The organism is Micropruina sp., from assembly GCF_047606665.1.
Classification (GTDB): domain Bacteria; phylum Actinomycetota; class Actinomycetes; order Propionibacteriales; family Propionibacteriaceae; genus Micropruina.
In genome coordinates, this window is the sequence record NZ_JASGEF010000007.1 from 83,568 (window position 1) to 100,713 (window position 17,146).

The 17,146-nt window shown below is 68.4% G+C and carries 12 protein-coding genes and 2 tRNA genes; 4 read left to right on the forward strand and 10 right to left on the reverse strand.

The window, feature by feature from the left end; all coding sequences use genetic code 11:
- Positions 1 to 3 precede the first annotated feature (3 nt).
- From QM619_RS01255 to cysK, 3 genes are all read right to left on the reverse strand, one after another.
- A complete protein-coding gene (locus QM619_RS01255; RefSeq protein WP_415103921.1) occupies positions 4 to 2,421 on the reverse strand; it encodes an ATP-binding cassette domain-containing protein in 2,418 nt (805 codons plus the stop codon).
- An 81-nt stretch (positions 2,422 to 2,502) separates the two neighbouring features.
- A complete protein-coding gene (locus QM619_RS01260) occupies positions 2,503 to 2,952 on the reverse strand; it encodes a hypothetical protein (protein WP_415103486.1) in 450 nt (149 codons plus the stop codon).
- Between the two features lie 66 nt (positions 2,953 to 3,018).
- Complete coding sequence (gene cysK / locus QM619_RS01265; RefSeq protein ID WP_415103488.1) at positions 3,019 to 3,951, reverse strand: cysteine synthase A; 933 nt, start codon at positions 3,949 to 3,951, stop codon at positions 3,019 to 3,021.
- Between the two features lie 849 nt (positions 3,952 to 4,800).
- Between cysK and QM619_RS01270 the strand changes: the two genes are divergently transcribed.
- Positions 4,801 to 5,445 carry a hypothetical protein gene (locus tag QM619_RS01270; RefSeq protein ID WP_415103490.1) on the forward strand — a complete coding sequence of 215 codons (645 nt, stop codon included), beginning with the start codon at positions 4,801 to 4,803 and terminating at the stop codon, positions 5,443 to 5,445.
- Here QM619_RS01270 and QM619_RS01275 read toward each other — a convergent pair.
- Both QM619_RS01275 and QM619_RS01280 read right to left on the reverse strand, forming a co-directional pair.
- The gene (locus QM619_RS01275; protein ID WP_415103492.1) at positions 5,429 to 8,104 is read right to left on the reverse strand and encodes a CHAT domain-containing protein; all 2,676 of its coding nucleotides are present in this window, start codon (positions 8,102 to 8,104) and stop codon (positions 5,429 to 5,431) included. The genes QM619_RS01270 and QM619_RS01275 overlap by 17 nt on opposite strands.
- Positions 8,105 to 8,280: 176 nt before the next feature.
- On the reverse strand, positions 8,281 to 9,033 hold the full coding sequence (locus tag QM619_RS01280) for an AraC family transcriptional regulator (protein ID WP_415103494.1): 753 nt from the start codon (positions 9,031 to 9,033) through the stop codon (positions 8,281 to 8,283).
- Between the two features lie 54 nt (positions 9,034 to 9,087).
- Here QM619_RS01280 and QM619_RS01285 point away from each other — a divergent pair, with 54 nt between their 5' ends.
- The gene (locus QM619_RS01285) at positions 9,088 to 9,471 is read left to right on the forward strand and encodes a VOC family protein (RefSeq protein ID WP_415103496.1); all 384 of its coding nucleotides are present in this window, start codon (positions 9,088 to 9,090) and stop codon (positions 9,469 to 9,471) included.
- 68 nt (positions 9,472 to 9,539) lie between these two features.
- Here QM619_RS01285 and QM619_RS01290 read toward each other — a convergent pair.
- Positions 9,540 to 9,632, reverse strand: a tRNA-Ser gene (locus QM619_RS01290).
- A gap of 147 nt (positions 9,633 to 9,779) precedes the next feature.
- On the opposite strand from QM619_RS01290, the gene QM619_RS01295 reads away from it, so the two are divergent.
- Positions 9,780 to 11,378: an LCP family protein gene (locus tag QM619_RS01295; protein WP_415103498.1), complete on the forward strand. Its 1,599-nt coding sequence runs from the start codon at positions 9,780 to 9,782 to the stop codon at positions 11,376 to 11,378.
- A 19-nt stretch (positions 11,379 to 11,397) separates the two neighbouring features.
- Here the strand turns inward: QM619_RS01295 and QM619_RS01300 are convergent, their stop codons facing one another.
- Together QM619_RS01300 and QM619_RS01305 are read right to left on the reverse strand one after the other, a co-directional pair.
- Complete coding sequence (locus QM619_RS01300; protein WP_415103500.1) at positions 11,398 to 11,844, reverse strand: hypothetical protein; 447 nt, start codon at positions 11,842 to 11,844, stop codon at positions 11,398 to 11,400.
- Position 11,845: 1 nt separating this feature from the next.
- Positions 11,846 to 11,930, reverse strand: a tRNA-Ser gene (locus tag QM619_RS01305).
- Between the two features lie 62 nt (positions 11,931 to 11,992).
- On the opposite strand from QM619_RS01305, the gene QM619_RS01310 reads away from it, so the two are divergent.
- Positions 11,993 to 12,964: an NAD(P)H-quinone oxidoreductase gene (locus tag QM619_RS01310; protein WP_415103502.1), complete on the forward strand. Its 972-nt coding sequence runs from the start codon at positions 11,993 to 11,995 to the stop codon at positions 12,962 to 12,964.
- A 188-nt stretch (positions 12,965 to 13,152) separates the two neighbouring features.
- Here the strand turns inward: QM619_RS01310 and QM619_RS01315 are convergent, their stop codons facing one another.
- The gene (locus tag QM619_RS01315) at positions 13,153 to 15,111 is read right to left on the reverse strand and encodes an ABC transporter ATP-binding protein (RefSeq protein ID WP_415103504.1); all 1,959 of its coding nucleotides are present in this window, start codon (positions 15,109 to 15,111) and stop codon (positions 13,153 to 13,155) included.
- Positions 15,101 to 16,966 carry an ABC transporter transmembrane domain-containing protein gene (locus QM619_RS01320; RefSeq protein ID WP_415103506.1) on the reverse strand — a complete coding sequence of 622 codons (1,866 nt, stop codon included), beginning with the start codon at positions 16,964 to 16,966 and terminating at the stop codon, positions 15,101 to 15,103. Before QM619_RS01320 ends, QM619_RS01315 begins: the two co-directional genes overlap by 11 nt.
- Positions 16,967 to 17,146: the final 180 nt, after the last annotated feature.

Sequence of the window (17,146 nt, forward strand, 5' to 3'; positions counted from 1 at the left end):
GGGTCAGCCTAGAGCCGCCGGGCCTCGGCTGTTCAGATACGTGGCCAGATGCTGCCCGGTGAGCGTGGACGCCGTCGCCAGATCGGCCGGCGTCCCCTCGAAGACGATCCGGCCGCCGTCGTGCCCGGCGCCCGGACCGAGATCGATGATCCAGTCGGCGTGCGCCATCACGGCCTGGTTGTGTTCGACCACGATCACCGATTTGCCCGAGTCTACGAGGCGGTCGAGCAGGCCGAGCAGGTTCTCCACATCGGCCAGGTGCAGGCCAGTGGTGGGCTCGTCCAGCACGTAGGTGCCGCCCTTGGTGGACATGTGGGTGGCCAGCTTGAGCCGCTGCCGTTCGCCACCCGACAGGGTCGTCAGCGGCTGGCCGAGGTTCAGGTAGCCGAGCCCGACGTCCGCCAGCCGTCCGAGAATGGCGTGCGCAGCCGGCACACGGGAGTCGCCGGCGCCGAAGAACTCGGCCGCCTCTGCCACCGGCATGGCCAGCACCTCGGCGATGTTGCGTCCGCCGAACAGGTACTCGAGCACGGCCGGCTGGAACCGCTTGCCCTCGCAGGCCTCGCAGGTGGTGGACACCGTCGCCATCACCGACAGATCGGTGAAGATCACGCCGGCACCGTTGCAGGCCGGGCAGGCGCCCTCGGAATTGGCGCTGAACAGGGCCGGTTTGACCTTGTTCGCCGCCGCGAACGCCTTGCGGATCGGTTCCAGCAGGCCGGTGTAGGTGGCCGGATTGCTGCGCCGCGAGCCACGGATCGGGCTCTGATCGACCGACACCACCCCTGCGGCGAGCGGGATCGACGAGTGCACCAGCGAACTCTTGCCCGAACCGGCCACCCCGGTGACCACCACCAGCACGCCGAGCGGAATGTCGACGTCCACGCTCTGCAGGTTGTGGGCGGTGGCGCCGCGAATGCGCAACGCGCCGGACGGCGTCCGCACCGATTCCTTGACGCCCACCTTGTCGCCGAGGTGGCGTCCGGTGACGGTGTCGCTGGACCACAGCCCCGCCACCGTGCCCTCGTAGCAGATCCGCCCGCCCTTCGAACCGGCGCCCGGTCCGAGATCGACGATGTGGTCGGCGATCGCGATCGTCTCCGGCTCGTGCTCGACCACCAGCACGGTGTTGCCCTTGTCGCGCAGCTGCAGCAGCAGGTCGTTCATCCGCTGCACGTCATGCGGGTGCAGCCCGGCGGTCGGCTCGTCGAAGACATAGGTGACGTCGGTCAACGACGACCCCAGGTGCCGGATCATCTTGGTGCGCTGCGCCTCGCCACCGGACAGCGTCCCGGACGGCCGGCTCAACGACAGATAGCCCAACCCGATCTCGACGAACGAGTCCAAGGTGTCCCGCAGGCCTTCCAGCAGCGGGGCCACGGACGGCTCGTCGAGCCCGCGGATCCACTCGGCCAGGTCGGTGATCTGCATCGCGCAGGCGTCGGCAATGTTGACGCCGGCGACCGTGGACGAGCGCGCCTCCGGCGCCAGCCGGGTGCCCTCGCAGTCGGGGCAGTCGGTGAAGGTCACCGCCCGCTCGACGAAGGCCCGGATGTGCGGCTGCATGGCGTCCACGTCCTTGGCCAGCATCGACTTCTGGATCTTCGGGATCAGCCCCTCGTAGGTGACGTTGATGCCGTCGACCTTGATCCGAGTGGCCTCCTTGTAGAGCAGGTCGTGCAGCTGGCGCTTGGTGTAGCTGCGAATCGGCTTGTCCGGGTCGAAGAAGCCGCAGCCGCGGTAGATCCGTCCGTACCAGCCCTCCATCGAATAGCCGGGCACCAGCAGCGCGCCCTCGTTGAGCGACTTGTTCTCGTCGTACAGCGCGGTGCGGTCGAAGTCGGTGACGTTGCCGCGTCCCTCGCAGCGCGGACACATGCCGCCCAAGATGCTGAAGGACGCCTTCTCGGCGATGGTCTTCTCGCCCCGCTTCACGGTGATTGCGCCGCTGCCGGACGCCGACGGCACGTTGAACGAGAACGCGTTGGGCGGCCCGATGTGCGGCTGGCCGACGCGGCTGAACAGAATGCGCAGCAGCGCGTTGGCATCGGTCACGGTGCCCACCGTGGAGCGCGGATTCGCACCGATCCGCTCCTGGTCGACGATGATCGCCGTAGTCAGACCGTCGAGCAGGTCGACCTCCGGACGGGCCAGGGTCGGCATGAAACCCTGCACGAAAGCACTGTAGGTCTCATTGATCAGCCGCTGGCTCTCGGCGGCGATGGTGCCGAAGACCAGCGAACTCTTGCCCGAGCCGGAGACTCCGGTGAACACGGTCAGCCGGCGCTTCGGAATCTCGACCGTGACGTCGCGCAGGTTGTTCTCGCGGGCGCCTCGCACTCTGATCAGATCGTGGCTGTCGGCGAGGTGCCGATCGCCCTTGCTGGTTGAGCTTGTCGAAACCGAACTCGTCGAAACCATCGTCGCTCCCGCGGTCAGGGCCTGATTGACCGGCACCACCCTACTGGCGCGGCTCACCGGGAGTCGTCCGGATACCCGTGGTCAGGAGGCCGACCGAACCGGCTCCACCTCCAGCGGGAGGCCGACAGCGTCCCGGTTCATCGGCCAGACCGACAGCTGGAGTCGTGCAATGCCGGATGCGATGGCCCGCACCCGATCGAGCCAGGCACGTCCGGACCGATTCGAGGTCAGGTCGTCCGGTATGACCAGGCCGATCACCTCGCTACCCGCGGCGCACTCAGCGGCGATCTGTTCGAACAGCGACTCCAACTCGTCCAGCTCGGCGAGCCGCTCCGCCACCTGGGGCGGAGCGGGGCGTCCGGACGCCGGCGTCCGCCGCATCATGAACGCGGGAACAGGGAGCGGACGCAGGGCGACCCGCTCGCGCGCCGCCCATTCGGTCAGGGCGTCGGCGGTCTCCGACGCGTCCGGCTCAGCCAGCAGGCCGTGCGCCACCAACAGGATTCGTGAGCCGACGGCGTTCTCAGCCATCTCGTCCCTCCCTTCCAGGATGTTCCGGACGCCGGCGCCTCCGGGACGCGGCGGCGCCGGCCTTGCTCAATCGAGCAGATCCGCATAGAGCGGAGTGCTCAGGTAGCGCTCGCCCCAGTCCGGGGTGACCACCACGATGGTCTTGCCGGCGTTGGCCGGGTCGGCGGCCAACTCGGCGGAGGCCCGCAAGGCCGCGCCGGACGAGATGCCGAGCAACAGGCCCTCCTCCTTGGCCACCCGCTTGGCCCACTCGATCGCGTCGTCCGAGGTCACCTTGATGATCCCGTCGATGACGCTGCGGTCCAGGATGTTCGGCACGAAGCCGGCGCTGATCCCCTGGATCTTGTGCGGGCCCTTCGGTTCACCGGAGAGCACAGCCGACTCGGCCGATTCGACCGCGTAGATCTGCACGCTCGGCTTGCGCTCTTTGAGAACCTGGCCCACACCAGTGATGGTGCCGCCGGTGCCCACGCCTGATACCACGATGTCGACGGCGCCTTCGGTGTCAGCCCAGATCTCTTCGGCCGTGGTGCGCCGATGGATGTCAACATTGGCCGCGTTGTCGAACTGGTGGGCGACGATCGCGCCCGGAATGCTGGCGGCGATCTCTTCGGCGCGCGCATTGGCGCCGGGGACTCCATCTGCGGCGGGGGTGAGCACCAGTTCAGCGCCGAGCGCGCGGAGCACGGCCCGGCGTTCCTTGGAGAAGGTCTCCGGAAGCGTGATGATCACCCGGTAGCCGCGGCTCGCCCCGACCCAGGCCAGCGCGATCCCGGTGTTGCCCGAGGTGCCCTCGACGATGGTGCCGCCGGGCTGCAGCGAGCCGTCCGCCTCGGCGGCGTCGATGATCGAGACACCGATCCGGTCCTTCACCGAGTTCGCCGGGTTGTAGTACTCCAGCTTGGCCAGGACGATCGCCTGGCTGTCGCCGTAGAGCCGGTTGATCTGGACCAGTGGCGTGCGACCGATCAGCTCGGTCGCGTTCTTGAAGTAGGCCATCGGATGGTTCCTCTCGTGTGTTGTGGTTGATCGATCGTGCAGAGATCTTGACGCTGCTCCGGTGTCCGGTGGCTCGGGGTAAACCGAAGGAACCGTCCCCTCTGGTTCGGACGCCGGTCTCGCCGATGGGGTGCGGGTGCTCGAATCCCCAGCTCATAGCGGGAATGGATGCGCCGGACGGTGGTCAGGTCGCAATCGGTGAGCGTGCGGTCGGGTCGGTCAGTGACGGCGACAACACATTCGGCCGTCGACAAGGACCGCAGCGGGTACGACTCGTCCGGCGAACATGGACGGAATGGTAGCACCTTTCTGGAAAGCACCCCTGCGTCCCGTCTGGCGGCGACCGGCGCCCGACGAGTTCGGGGAGTCCGGCGGCCAGCGCCACCCCCACGGGGCAGACAGTCGTCAACTGGCGACCGATGTCAGGGCCGTCCCGCCTCGCTCGCCTCAAAGACGTCCGGAATCGGTCGCCATTCGACGCATGAGCGAACACACGTGGGACGACGCGCCGCAATCGCGCGACAAGTAGGCTCCGGCCATGGCGACTGCGACCGGAGATTCCGGAAGTCCGTGGGCCGAGCGCTCCTCCGACGAGTACGGGGAAAGGGCACGCGAGACCACGGAGTATGAGTTCCTGCCCGTCGACGAGCCGACATTCGTGCGCTTCACGGGCACATGCCCTGCGTGCGATCACGAGTTCCTTTTCGACTGGCCGCTCGAGAGTTTGCGCGTCGCACGCCGCGTCGAGCCGGTGGTGCTGTGCCGGTGCGAGTCGGGGAGCCACACGGGACGCCCCAACGGCGTCACTACGGGCTGCGGCGCCTACTGGGTGTCGGGGGTCGTCTCTCCATGACCGGCAACGCCGCCACCCCGGACGCGGGCGGAAAGCGCCGGCCGGACTCCGGGCGTGCTGGCACACAGGGCGAACTGAACTCCACCAAGGCCGCTGTCATGGCACGGGGCGGTGAGTTGGCCGCGGTGCGTGCCAGCGCAGCAAAGTGGCAAGCGGGGCTCTCAGCGCTGGTCGGCGTCATCACCGGAACGGTGGGGATCGGGATACGGGACGTGCTGCGAGCGATCGACCCATGGTGGGCGACCGCGTTGGCGGTGCTATTGACGGCGGCGTTCCTCGCAGCATTCGTTGCGACGCTTCTGGCGTTGTGGGCCGGCGGAGGCATGCCGCGTCTGGTCAGGACGGTGACCGCGCGGGAGGACGACGACCACGTCACCGCCAAGTCTGCCGCCAGATCGCTGAAGACAGCGATCTGGGTGACCTCAGGTGCGGTGCTCACGCTTGTCGGGGCCCTGTGGGTGTGCTGGTTCGCTCCCCCGAGCGCGGATCCAGTCGCGATTGTCGAGACCCAACGCGAGAAGGTGTGCGGCACGACGGAGACCGTGGACGGGCGACTCCTCGTCACCGTAGGCCGCGCCTCAGTTCACGTGATCGACGTGGCCGACATCACCCGTTGGGAGAAGGTCAGCCGTTGTCCGTGACGGTCACGACGAGGCTGTGGCCGGCCCATCGGTGAGGTGAGACCGACCGGTCGCGGGTTTCCCTCCATCGACGGGCGCAGTCGCGCTGCCACGCGTAAAGACCCTCACGAATGCCGTGCTGCTCGATGGACGCGGCCAGCGCCAGATCGAGAGTCTCCTGCTCGGGAGAGTCGACGATAGGCCAGCCGGTGACCACAACCCGCTCCGCACCGGCCGCACCCAACCCGATCGGCAGACCCGCCCACTCGTCGCCGACGCCAGCACCGGCCGCGTCGCAGCCGAGGATGACCCATTCTGGGGGGACACGGCCGAGGGCCTCTCGCAGATCGTCGGCGGTCAACGGACCATCGGCAAGCAGCAGCGCCGCCTCGCGGGGGCGGGCGGGTGAGCCTGACCGCACATGGGTCCGAACAACCGCCCGTGCCGTGCCTCGCAACGCCTCGATGACAGCGGCGGCCGTGGCGTCGCTCCCACAGAGGTGCGGGAACTCACGGAGCACCCTCCGGCAATAGCGCAGATCGCCGCTCGCGTCGGCCACCCACGCTCGCCCCGTCCCTCCCTCGGTGGTGGGGTCGGTGCGAATGGTGGATACGGGAGGTGCGAGCACGAGCCGACTGTGCTCAATCCAATGCGTGCCGTCTCGCTCGAGCGCTGCCCACGGGATCTCCCCGAGAAACGTCGGGGGCGCGATCACAGCGTCCGGCGCGCTCCAGGCCAGATCCGAGATAAGGAGATCCCCCAACTCCCGCAGGAGGTTCGCCCCCTCACCATTGGGGCCGGACGCCCACGGCACGATCGTGCTGGGCCGCATCGACCTGCGCAGCCGATCGGCAAGGTCCGCGTCGGCCAGCAACGGTCCGGTCGCCATCCGGTACAGCGCGCTGCGCAGGCCCGTCCCGTCCCCGCCCGGCGAGCCGTCCCCAGATGCGTCGGTGAGGCCGACCGCCGCGTTCAGCGCAGTGAGCAGCTCTTCTGGGTACGGCAGCGTAGTCACGTCCGTGTCATCGTCGCGGACCACGACACTCAGCAGCTGCCCGCGGTGACGCACCCAGGTCAGCCACACCGCCCGCGACCCGGCCAGCCCCCGAGCCAGCGCCGACAGGGTGCGGATCGGCCCGTTCCCGCCGATCACCGGTGCTTCCGGCCGGGCACGCACCGGGGATGGCACGGAGAGCTGATCGGATCCGGGTACGCCGTGCTCGGCGGCACTGGTCTGGGTGCGAGCGCGTTCCGCAAGTGCGGCCACTGTGTCCGGATCGGCAATCGCGGTGTCCAAGGTGAGGTCCAGTAGGTGCCGGTAGGTGACCCGAGTCAGCCCGGAGCGGTCGGATGCAGTTCCGAGCTGATGTCGATGCCGGTCGAGCACCTCGAACGCGCTCAGCGCGTGGACGGCGGCCTCGGGGTCACCGAGGTCTCGGAGGGCGATCGCGAGGTTGAACTCAGCTTCGGCCGCCTTCACCGACAAATCCCATCGCAGATAGGTGGCGTGAACAGCACGCAAGACGGGGACGGCGCCCGCCGCGTCCCCGGACCGGCGGCGGATGACGGCGCGAGAATGGCGAGCACGTTCCACATCAAGCAGCCGTCCTTGCGCCCGAAACACCTCCTCCGCGTCGGCGAAGTACCCGGCAGCGCGATCGAGGTTCTGCTCAGCAGCGATATTGCCCAGGTTCACGAGCAGTTCCGGCACCCGGTCCGGACGGGAACGCCGCAGTGCAGCGAGCACGTCCTCGAGTTGTCCAGCGGTCGGAGCGTCGCCTGACAACTGCATGGCCATCACCAGCCCCACCGCACTGGTCGCCGACTCGTCCAGCCTGCCCGCGTCCGCGAACAGGTCACGGGCGCGGGCGTAGTCGGCGATCGCCTCGTCCAGGCGACCGTTGCGGCCGGCATCCGCTGCCCGTGCTCGGTGGACGTAGGCCAAGTCCACCGGGTCGCCGCCAGCACGGACGAAATGCTGCTCGGCCATTCGATAGGCGTGCGCCGCAGGAGCACTTGCACCAGCCACCGCGAGGATATGACCGCGGTTGAACCAGACGTTCCCCAACAACCGTGTCTCACCCGACTCGGTGGCCACCTGCTCAGCCTGATCCAGCACCTCCAGCGCGGCCGCACTCCCCTCTCTGGCGTCCGCACCGCTCGACCACGCGCGATCGCTGAGCACCGTCGCGAGATTCACCAAGACAGTGCCCCGCGTCGCCGCACTGGGCGCCGTCTCGGCGAGGGCTTCCCGGAGAACCGCTTCGGCGCGGTCGAAGAGCCGGCCTTCCTTCAGGAACGTGCCCACGTTGTTCAGTACCGCGATCCGGTCGTCTGGTGCCGCGTCCTTCAACGCCAGTCGCAGACGCTCGACCCGCGCGTCCATCCCCTCCCGGAGCCCAGCGCGCGAAGCCGCATCGATGGAGACCTCCATCAGGTGGATATCTGTGCCGCCGTCCGTCAGGAGCCGGTCTGCGAGCCGTAGCGACAGGCCGGGATCGATCGGAAGAAACACCTCGGCAAGAACCAACGCCTTCTCTCGAGCAGACGCACCCCACGTGCGAGCTGCAGGGACCTCCAGCAGCCAGGCCGCAACAGCGTCGAAGTCCTGCTCGTCCCAGGCCGCCGTCACCTCTGGCGGCAGCCCTTCGCGCCCCGCTGGGAGCAACGAATCATTCACGGGAGAAGGATAAGGATGTGGACCTCAAGTCCAGGTGCGTGGTGCCGGCTGAAACAGCGATCCCGTTCTCAGCAGCAGCGAACCATGCGGACGCTCTGTTTGCTCGATTTGTGGTGGGCTCAGACCGATAGCGGCAAGGGGCGTCCAGTGCCGCGGCAAAGATCCGGTGAGCCCGCTCAGGGACGCAGGTAGGTGCTTGGCGGCGAACCGAGTTGGTTCTTGAAGGCGGCCACGAAGGCTGAGGGCGTGCTGTAGCCGATGGCGCTCGCCGTCTCTGTGACGGAGGTGCCGGCGGCGAGGCAGTGCAGCGAGGCCAGGATGCGGGCGTGTCGTCGCCAGACGCCGAGCGTCACTCCGGTGGCGGCGAGGAACGCGCGCTCCAGCGTGCGCTGACTCACACCGACGGTCCGAGCGAGACTGTCGACGGACCGTGCGGGATCGTCTCGAATCAGCTCGGCAGCGGCAATCGCGATGGGTGGTGAGGCGGCCGGAGACGGGAGCCAGAGCGGCTCGTCGGGAAGCTGGTGGAGTTGGTCGACCAGGAGCGTCAACAGTGCATTGTCGACGGGAGCATCGATGTCGAGAGGGCTGCGCGCCACCGCGTGAAGAAGCAGTTCACGGACCAGGCCGGTCACGGTGACGATGCGAGTCATCGGCGGCAGCGCGTTCAGCCGAGTCGCGAAGTAGAGGGTCCGCACCGCGACGCGGAACCGGTTGACGATCCGCACCTGCTCCCCGGCCGGTATCCACAGCGCTCGCGCGGGCGGTACCGTCCACGACCCAGCGGCGGTGGAGACCATCATCGTGCCGGACGCAGCGTAGACGAGTTGGTCCCAGCCGGCCGCGACAGGCAGCCTCGCGGCGCCGGGCGGATGAGTGACGGCATAGCCACGAACCAGAGGTTCTCCGTCGTGTCGTGTTTTCGACATATATCGTCATACATTAGATGGTCCGACAAGTCCTCGCCTTGCGACCATGGGCTCATGGCAGCACCTCTCACGCACTTCGCGCTCAACGCCGACGACGTCCCGGCAGCACGGACGTTCTACGAGCGAGTCTTCGGATGGACGTTCACAGCCTGGGGACCGCCCGGTTTCTACCACATCCACACCGGCACCGAGGAGGGGCCCCAGGTTCAGGGGGCCATGCAACAGCGGCGCGAGCTGATCGACGGCAAACCGACCGTCACCCCCGAGTGCACATTCGCCGTCGACGACGTCGATGCGACCGCGCACGCAGTCATCGCGGCAGGCGGCAGAATCCTCTTGGAGCGGTTCACGATCATCGGCGTCGGGCATCTCATCTTCTTCGAAGACCCTGCTGGCAACGCGATCGGAGCTATTCACTACGACCCCGCCGGGGAGTAGCAGCCCCCGGGCCGGGCGCGAAGAACGCTCCCCCTGAGACACTCAGATGGGAGCGTTTCCCCTTGTCATGGCGGAGGTGGTGGGATTTGAACCCACGATGGGGTTGACCCCCAAACCCGCTTAGCAGGCGGGCGCCATAGACCTGACTAGGCGACACCTCCTCAGCCGAGGCACGAGCCTACTCCAGCCCGGTGGGCAGCGCCAAAGCGGCGTCCGGTTCGCGTCGACTCCGAAGCCTCAAGGCCGAGTCGTCGGCCGGAATGTCAACTACTACAATCGGCGTGTTCTAGATCGGAGCAGGGGATCCCATGACTGAACCGCAGCGTGCGCTGCCTGAATCCACGGACGCGGCGTCGGCGTCGGGGGCCGACCAACCACCACGTCGCGCCGCTGCTGGTGTTGGTGGTGCCGGACGGTTTCGCTGGGCGGTGGTGTGGACTGCTCTGGGCACGGTGATTCCTGGCCTGGGTTTGTGGCATGCCGGACGCCGGGCGCTGGGCTCCATGGTGATGGGCGTGTTCGTGGCGCTGCTGCTGACGGCCGGCTACCTGGCCACCGCCGGACGCGACCGCATCCTCGCGCTGGCGACGAATGTCGACGTCCTCCAGGGCGTGGCGATCGGGCTGCTGGCGCTCGCCCTGGTCTGGGTGATCGTGATCGCCGGAAGCCACCTCGCGTTGCGGCCGGCCGATCCGACGGCGTCCCAGCGGGTGGCCGGCGGCATCCTGGTCAGCTTCCTGTCGCTGGCTGTCGCCGCTCCGCTGGCGGTGGGCGCCCAGTACACCTATTCGACGGCGCAGTTCGTCGGCACCGTGTTCGACGACCCGACCGAGAATCCGAGCGCACCGGGCACGCCTGGTACTCCGGCACCGACCAATCCGTTCGGCGACAAGGACCGGATCAACGTCCTGGTGATCGGCGCCGACTCCGGCACCGGCCGCGACATCCGACTCGGCCTGCGCGCCGACACCGTGATGGTGGCCTCGATCGACGTCCGCACCGGCGCGAGCACACTGTTCTCCTTGCCACGGCAGACCGCGCGGATCCCGTTCCCAGTCGATTCGCCGCTGCACAAGTATTACCCGAACGGCTTCTACGACGGGGTCGACGGAGGGAACGAGAACTACTTCATGAACGCGATGTACAACAACATCCCGGCGCGCATTCCGCACGATCTGCTCGGCAAGGTCAAGAACCTGGGCGCCGAGGTGATGAAGGTCGGCGTTGGCGAGGCACTCGGTCTCGGGAAGCTCGACTACTACGTGATCGTCAACATGGACGGCTTCAAATCGTTCATCAACGCCCTCGGCGGCGTCACCCTGAACGTCAACTACCGCATTCCGATCGGCGGCAAGACCACCGAGGGCGTGCCGCCTAGCGGCTACATCGAGCCGGGACCCAATCAGCACCTGAACGGACGCCTGGCGCTCTGGTATGCCCGCGGCCGCTACGGCCTCACCACCGGCGACTACAGCCGGATGGAGCGGCAGCGCTGCGTCATCAACGCGGTGGTGCAGCAAGCTCAGCCACAGGTGGTGCTCACCAACTTCGAGAAAATCGCCTCGGCCGGGGCCACCACGATCGAGACCGACATCCCTCGACGCGTCCTGCCGGACCTGATCGAGTTGGCGTTGAAGGTGAAGAACACCAACCTGCACAGTGTGGTGTTCCAGCCGGGAGTGGCCGGCTGGGTCAGCGCCAACCCGCCGTGGCCGGCCGTCCAGCGCCGGGTGCAGCAGGCCCTGAAGGAGACCGCCGAGGCCGAGAGCGGGAAGTCGTCGCCGTCCAGTTCGCCGTCGACCCCGTCCAGCTCGCCGGACGGGTCCTCGAGCCCGCAGCCGACCAAGAAGTCGTCCGGCAAATCGGACGACCTGAGCGACTCCTGCGCCTACCACCCGGCCAAATAGGGGACGTCGCGGCGTCCGCTCACAGCTGGCCGGTGTAACCGCGGCTGGCGTCCAATCGCTTGGCCAGGTCGGCGGTGAGATGCACCATCTCAGCGGTGACGCCGCGCGGGCTGACCAGCCGGACGCGCCGGTCGGGACCGTGGTGAATGGTCAGCGATGTGGGCGCCTGGGTGACCTTGGTCACGTCGGCCCACGAGCCCTCTTCGTGCGATTCGGGGCCGTTGATCCGGTAGCCGCCGTCGGTGAACTCGACCACGACCCGCATCCGCCGCCAACTCATCGCCGCCACCACCAGCAGCGCGACCGCTCCGGCCAAGAGCAGCCAGCCCACCACTGCCAGCGCCGCCAAAAGATCGAGCGCCGACGTCAGCACGATCAGGACGGCACCGACGATCGCCAGGACGGCCGCCAATGCGACGGCGCGCAACGGCAACGGCGGGGTGAGCACATGGAGACGGGACGACACGCGGCGAGGGTGGGATTCGAACCCACGGAGCGTTTCCGCTCGGCCGCTTTCAAGGCGGCTGCACTAGTCCACTATGCGACCTCGCCCGGGGCCACACATCCTAGTGCCACGACCACCACGCCGGGCGACCCGGTGAGAGGCTGGAGTCATGCAAGCTGTGGTGATCGAGTCGTTCGGCGGTCCTGAGGTACTACGCCTGGCGGACGTTCCCCCGCCCAGCTGCGGTGCGGACGAGGTGGTGATCCGGGTGGTCGGTTCGGGGGTGAACCGGGCCGATCTGTTGCAGCGGCAGGGTCATTACCCGCCGCCCCGCGATGCCAGCGAGATCCTCGGTCTGGAGGTCTCCGGGGTGATCAGTGCGGCCGGCCCCGGCGTCCTGGATTGGCGGGTGGGAGAAGAGTGCGTCGCCTTGCTCTCCGGAGGCGGCTACGCGGAGTATGTGGCGGTGCCGGCCGGCCAGGTGGTGCGGCCGCCGCGCGGCGTCGATCTGGTCACCGCCGCCGGGTTGATCGAGGTGGCCGCCACCGTCGCCTCGAACTTCGCCCGGGTCGGGCTGGCCGCCGGTGAGACTCTGCTGGTGCACGGCGGCGCCGGCGGCATCGGGACGTTCGCGATCCAGTTCGCGGACGCGCTGGGCGTCCGGGTGTTCGCGACCGCCGGCAGTCCGCGCAAGCTCACCGTGTGCCGCGAGCTGGGTGCCGCGGACGCCTTCGACTACCACGGCGACTGGCTGGCCGCGCTGCGCCGGGCGACGGACGGGCACGGGGCCGACGTGATCCTGGACGTGATGGGCGCCAAGTACCTGCCGCCCAACGTGGACGCGCTGGCCACCGACGGACGCCTAGTGGTGATCGGGCTGCAGGGCGGCCGCAGCGGCACCCTCGACCTGGGAAAACTCCTTGCCAAACGGGGATCGGTGACGGCAACCGGGCTGCGCGGACGTCCGGTCGAACAGAAGGCGGCGATCTGCGCCGAGGTCGCGGCAACGGTGTGGCCGCTGATCGAATCCGGCCGGATCAGGCCCGCCGTCGAAACCCGTTACCCGGTGGAGGACGTCGCCGGGGCCCACCGGCACCTGGCGTCCGGCGAGGCGATCGGCAAGCTCATCCTGACCTGGTGACCGCAGGGACGGTTCCTCCGCGTTCGAAGACCGCACATTGGGGGACGGTTCTCTTCCATTCGAAAGTCACACGTCGGGGACGGTTCTTCGGCATGCGAATTTCGCACCTCGAAGAACCGTCCCCGGACATGCGAAATTCGAACGGAGAAGAACCGTCCCCGGACATGCGGGAAGAACCGTCCCCGACGCTACGAGCGCCAGGTGTGCCACAACCGGGCGTACTCGCCACCGAGTTCCAGCAGTTCGGCATGCGAACCGAGCTCGGCGATCCGGCCGTCGATCACCACCGCGATCCGGTCGGCATCGTGGGCGGTGTGCAGCCGGTGCGCGATCGCGACCACCGTCCGCCCCTCCAACAATGCGGCCATCGAGCCTTCCAGATGACGGGCGGTGCGCGGATCGATCAGGGACGTCGCCTCGTCCAGCACCAGGGTGTGCGGATCGGCGACCACCAGCCGGGCCAGCGCCACCTGCTGCGCCTGAGCCGGGGTGAGCTCGGTGCGACCGTGACCGAGCATGGTGTCCAGCCCGTTCGGCAGCTTCTCCACCCAGGACAGGGCGTCCACCGCCTGCAGAGCCGAGACCACGGCGGCGTCCCCCTCGTCGGGGGTCAGCTGCTGGTCGCGGGCCAGCACGATGTTGTCCCGCACGGTGCCGACGAAGACGTGATGCTCCTGCGTGACCAGGGCGACCTCGGTGCGCAGCACGTCCAGCGGCAGGGTCATCAGCTCGACGCCGCCGACCGTCACCGATCCCGTCCGAGGCCCGTTGATCCCGGCCATCAACCGGCCCAAAGTCGACTTGCCCGAACCGGACGGCCCGACGATCGCCAGCCGCTCCCCCTCGCGCAGATCGAGATCGATGCCGTGCAGCACGTCCCGACCCTCCCGGTAGGCGAACCGCAGATCGTGGCCTTCCAGATGCTTGTCGGCCGGACGCCGCTCGCCCGGCGTCCGGTCGCGCGGCACCTCGGCGATGCCGAGCAGACGGGTGGTCGCGGCCAGCCCGATCTGCAGCCGGTCGGCCACCTGGATCAGCCGATCCAGCGGTTCCACCATCTGCTGCACGTAGATCGCCGCAGCAGTGATCTGCCCGATCGTCACCCAGTGGTTGGCATACCCCCAGGTGCCCAGCACGACGACCCCCACCAGCGGCAGCTGGTACGAGACGTCCAGGAAGATGAACAGCAGGTTCCGCAGCGTCATGGTGTACCGCTCGGCGTTGTTCGACACCTCGATGTCTTCGTCGCCGATCTCGATCCGCCGGTCCCCGAGCCGCAGCGCCTCCACCGTCCGGGCGCCCTCGACGGTCTCGGTCATCGTCGAGTTGATCTGCGAATAGCTGCCCGACTCGGTGATGTAGCCGGGCATCGCCAGCCGTAGGTAGCGACGGGTCACCACGACCAGCACGGTGATCGACACCACCAGCGGCAGCGCCAGGAACCACGAGTTCAGCACCATCGCCACGATGCTCAGTCCGGTGATCACCACCGACATGACCAGCTGCGGGAACGCCCAGCGCACCGACTCGCTCATCTTCGACACGTCTGAGGTGATCCGGGTGAGCAGATCGCCGGAACTGGCCGACTCGATCCGGCCCAGCGGCAGCCGCAGCACCGTCCGGACTATGGCCTCGCGCGCGGCGGCCAGCAGATCGTAGCCGAACACCGCCGACACCCGCCGGGCGGCGAAGGTGAGCACGGCCTGCACCACGACCACCGCCGCGACACCGAGAATCATCGCGTCCACCGTAGCCAGCGGTGTGTTGCCGGCCGCGACCTGGTCGACCAGATCGCCCAGCAGGCGGGGCACGATCAGGCCCGCGGTGGCGGCCAGCACGTTGAACACGACGACCGCGGTGAGCAGCCACCGGCGGGTCGCCAGCAACTCGCCCATGAAGCCGAACGCCTTGTCGTTGCGGGCCACGGGAAGTCCCCGCTCGGGGTTGCGGGACGCCGCGAAGAACGCCTCGGCGCGCTGCCGCCGAATCCGGAACCGGGTCGCCAGTCCGCCGAACTGCCGCACCGGATCGGTGAGCAGCGCGAGCGGGCCACGCCGTTCGGGCGCGGCCAACTCGGGCGGAAGCTCGAATTCGTTGGGCTCGTCCGACCAGGTGTCGGCGGACGCCGACAGCACATCAGTGCTCATCGTCCTCCTCCATTCCTCGATTGACGACAGCCCGGTAGCCGGGGTGATTGGCCAGCAGATATTCGTGGGTGCCGGTGGCGACCTGGCGTCCGTCGGCCAGGAAGGCCACCCGGTCTGCGTCGTGCAACAACAGCGGGGACGCCGTCATCACCACGGTGGTGCGCCCGGCACGGTGCCCTGCCAGCCGTTCGGCGATGGCCTCTTCGGTGTGGGCGTCCACCGCGGACGTCGGCTCGACCAGCACCAGCACCTCCGGGTCGGCGAGCAGGGCACGGGCCAGCACGACCCGCTGCCGTTGACCGCCGGACAACCCGCGTCCCTTCTCGTCGATCCGGCTGGCCCAGCCGTCCGGCAAGCCCTCGAAGACGTCTTCGGCGGCCGCCGTCCGCAAGGCACGTTCGGCCTGCTCACGGCTGTGCGTGCCCAGCGGATCGACCGCCTGCTGAAAGGTGCCGGCGAACAGCTGGCTGCCGGCGTCCGACACCAGGATGCGTTCCCGCAGCGACGCCATGGTGAAGTTCTGGTAGTCGAGGCCGTCCGCGGTGACCCCCCAGGGCCGCTCGGCGACCTCGGCGTCCGACCGGGCCGCCTCGGCACGGCGCCGTTCCTTCTCGGCGCGCGCCCGGCGGGCCGCCCGTCCCTTCAACTCTTCGTCGTCCTTGCCGCCCTGGTCCGACCCGGCGACGGTCGGCAGGTAGCGGCCGAGCCGGTCGGCAAGCGCCGCCGAGGCGTCCGGATCGGCGCTCACCACGACCAGGAACTCGCCCGGCTCGACCCGTACCCCGGAGACCAGATCGTGCAGGGCAGGACGCCCCGGCAGTTCCAGGGTGCCGTCGCGCCAGGGCAGTTCGGCACCCAGCAGGGCGATCGTCTTGCGCGCCGACACCAGGCCCTGCACCCACTTCTGGGCGACCTCGAACAGAGTTTGCAGCGGCCAGACCATGAAGATCGCGTAGCCGACGAAGCTGATCAGCTGACCCAGGGTGAGGCGTCCGGCCACCATCTCGTGCGATCCGAGCCAGACCAGGATGACCAGCAGCAGACCGGAGAGCAGCACCGACATGGTCTCCACCACGGCCTGCCAGGTTCCGGTGGTGACACCGAGCCGGCGCACCCGCTGCGACTGCGTGGCGTAGTTGTCGCCGAACGTCTTCTCGCCGCCGATTCCACGCAGAATCCGCAGTCCGGCGACGATATCGGCCGCCATCGAGGTCAGTTCGCTGGTCTGATTGCGCTCGGCGGTCTGGGCGGCGTTCAGCGGACGCAGCACCGGCGTCGCCGCGACCACCAGCAGCGGCGCAATGGCCAGCACGACCAGGCCGAGCAGGCTTGAGGTGTTCATCATCATCGCGGCGACCACGATGAAGGCGCCCAGAGCACCCAGCGCGCGAGCGACCACCTCGAAGGTCTGCCCGAAGGTGTTCGAATCGGACGACGAGATGCTCAGCACCTCGCCGGTCGGCAACCGGCGATTCAGCACATGACCCAAATGGACCGATTTGCGAGTCACCAGCTTCTGCGTGCCGTACAGCGAAATCAGCCAACCCCGGACGGCGAAGGTATGCATGGCGATGCCGCTGGCCGCGCCCACCAGAATCACCAGCGCCAACAGCGCCGACCAGCCCGCGGTGGCCGCCCAATCGCCGACCAGAATGCCGGCGTCGATGGTCCTGCCCAGCAAGTACGGGCTGAGTGCACTGGGCATGAACCAGGTCAAACCGACGATCGCCAAGCCCGCGAGCACGTCGGCCTGCACCCGCAGCATCCAGAGCAGAAAGCGTGCTGGGCTGCGGGTGTCCGGCCGAGCGGTTTCGGCGCGCGTATAGGCGTCGATCCGCGGTGGGAAATCATGCATAGCCGGGCAACGTTACTCAGCGACCCCTCCGGTGTCGACTCGTCCGACGTCCCCGATCGCCCTCTCCCGCCGCGTCCCGCCCCCGCGCTTGCCTATGGATGCGCTGATAAGGCCCCTCGATCGTCATCCCGGATTTGATCCGATTTGATCCGGGATCTCTCCCGCCTGAGATCCCGTGTC